Genomic DNA, 2,994 nt, shown 5'->3' on the forward strand with positions numbered 1-2,994 from the left:
AAAGCTCAAACTGAGCAAACTTTGTAAAAAGTTGATTAAATAACTAAAAGATCAAGCTACAAAGGGCGCACGGTGGATGCCTTGGCACTAGGAGCCGATGAAGGACGTGATAAGCTGCGATAAGCTTCGGGTAGATGCAAATAGTCTGCGATCCGGAGATTTCCGAATGGGGAAACCTACATGGTTAACACCATGTACTATATGCTGAATAAATAGGTATATAGAGGTACACTGGGGGAACTGAAACATCTAAGTACCCCAAGGAAGAGAAAGAAAAATCGATTCCCTGAGTAGCGGCGAGCGAAACGGGAAGAGCCCAAACCAGGAACTTGTTCCTGGGGTTGTGGATAGATCATAACGCTTTAGAAATTCTAGCCGAATAGTTCTGGAAAGAACAATCGTAGAAGGTAAAAATCCTGTAGGCTAAAGAATTTTAAAAGTAGATCTACTCCAGAGTACCACGAGACACGAGAAACCTTGTGGGAAGCTGGGAGGACCACCTCCCAAGGCTAAATACTACCTAGTGACCGATAGTGCAGAAGTACCGTGAGGGAAAGGTGAAAAGAACCCCGGAAGGGGAGTGAAATAGAATCTGAAACCGTGTGCCTACAATCGGTCGGAGCACATTAAAGTGTGACGGCGTGCTTTTTGTAGAACGAGCCAACGAGTTATGGTATGTAGCAAGGTTAAGCACCTCTGGTGCGTAGCCGAAGGGAAACCGAGTCTGAATAGGGCGACTAGTTGCATGCTGTAGACCCGAAACCGAGTGACCTATCCATGGTCAGGTTGAAGCGAAAGTAAAATTTCGTGGAGGACCGAACCACGTTGCTGTTGAAAAAGCATGGGATGAACTGTGGATAGCGGAGAAATTCCAATCGAACTCGGAGATAGCTGGTTCTCCTCGAAATAGCTTTAGGGCTAGCGTCGAGTAATTGAGTAATGGAGGTAGAGCACTGAATGAGCTAGGGGGCATAGCGCTTACCGAACTCTATCAAACTCCGAATGCCATTTACTTTTACCTCGGCAGTCAGACTGCGAATGATAAGATCCGTAGTCGAAAGGGAAAGAGCCCAGATCATCAGCTAAGGTCCCAAAGTGTAAGTTAAGTGGAAAAGGATGTGGGATTTCTAAGACAACTAGGATGTTGGCTTAGAAGCAGCCACTCATTTAAAGAGTGCGTAATAGCTCACTAGTCGAGAGATCCTGCGCCGAAAATGTAACGGGGCTAAACTTACCACCGAAGCTATGGACTCGAAAGAGTGGTAGAGGAGCTTTCTATATAGGTTGAAGTCATACCGTAAGGAGTGGTGGACTGTATAGAAGTGAGAATGTTGGCATAAGTAGCGAGAAATAGGTGAGAATCCTATTGACCGAATATCTAAGGTTTCCTGGGGAAGGCTCGTCCTCCCAGGGTTAGTCGGGACCTAAGCCGAGGCCGAAAGGCGTAGGCGATGGACAATTGGTTGATATTCCAATACCACCATTATGCGTTTGACAGATGGGATGACGCAGGAGGATAAGATTTGCGCACTATTGGATGTGCGTCTAAGTATTTAGGCTGCAAAGACAGGAAAATCCGTTTTTGCTTAAGGCTGAGGTACGATGGGGAGCGAAATTAAGTAGCGAAGTATCTGATTCCACGCTGCCAAGAAAAGTCTCTATGGAGTATAATGGTGCCCGTACCGCAAACCGACACAGGTAGATGAGGAGAGAATCCTAAGGTCGACGGAAGAATTACTGCTAAGGAACTCGGCAAATTGACCCCGTAACTTCGGGAGAAGGGGTGCCTCTGAGAGGAGGCCGCAGTGACTAGGCCCAAGCAACTGTTTATCAAAAACACAGGTTTCTGCTAAACCGTAAGGTGATGTATAGGAGCTGACGCCTGCCCGGTGCTGGAAGGTTAAGGGGAATAGTTAGCGTAAGCGAAGCTATGAACTTAAGCCCCAGTAAACGGCGGCCGTAACTATAACGGTCCTAAGGTAGCGAAATTCCTTGTCGGGTAAGTTCCGACCCGCACGAATGGCGTAATGATTTGGGCACTGTCTCGGCAGTAAATCCGGTGAAATTGTAGTGCAAGTGAAGATGCTTGCTACCCGCGGTTGGACGGAAAGACCCCGTAGAGCTTTACTGTAGCTTAGCATTGAATCTCGGTATTGTCTGTACAGGATAGGTGGGAGACTACGAAATCAGGGCGTCAGCTTTGATGGAGTCATCCTTGGGATACCACCCTGACAGTATTGGGGTTCTAACTGGAGGCCATGAATCTGGTCACAGGACATTGTTAGGTGGGCAGTTTGACTGGGGCGGTCGCCTCCTAAAAGGTAACGGAGGCGCCCAAAGGTTCCCTCAGCGCGGTCGGAAATCGCGCGAAGAGTGCAAAGGCAGAAGGGAGCCTGACTGCGACACATACAGGTGGAGCAGGGACGAAAGTCGGGCTTAGTGATCCGGTGGTTCTGTGTGGAAGGGCCATCGCTCAACGGATAAAAGCTACCTCGGGGATAACAGGCTGATCTCCCCCAAGAGTTCACATCGACGGGGAGGTTTGGCACCTCGATGTCGGCTCGTCGCATCCTGGGGCTGTAGTCGGTCCCAAGGGTTGGGCTGTTCGCCCATTAAAGCGGCACGCGAGCTGGGTTCAGAACGTCGTGAGACAGTTCGGTCCCTATCCGCCGCGGGCGTAGGAAATTTGAGAGGAGCTGTCCTTAGTACGAGAGGACCGGGATGGACTGACCTCTGGTGCACCAGTTGTCACGCCAGTGGCACAGCTGGGTAGCTATGTCGGGAAGGGATAAACGCTGAAAGCATCTAAGCGTGAAGCCTCCCTCAAGATTAGATTTCCCATAACGTTAAGTTAGTAAGACCCCTGGAAGACTACCAGGTTGATAGGTCAGAGGTGTAAGCGCAGTAATGTGTTAAGCTGACTGATACTAATAGGTCGAGGGCTTGATCAAATAAAAAATAAAATTCACTATGCAATTTTGAATGAATAATTCA

The 2,994-nt window shown here is 48.7% G+C and carries 1 rRNA gene; it reads left to right on the forward strand.

Features of this window, described 5'->3' with window-relative positions:
• Positions 1–49 precede the first annotated feature (49 nt).
• A 23S ribosomal RNA gene (locus ACQ3F0_RS26605) occupies positions 50–2,951 on the forward strand.
• Positions 2,952–2,994: the final 43 nt, after the last annotated feature.

Origin of the sequence: Clostridium sediminicola (assembly GCF_050402865.1) — a bacterium.
Lineage (GTDB): Bacteria > Bacillota > Clostridia > Clostridiales > Clostridiaceae > Clostridium_AF > Clostridium_AF sediminicola.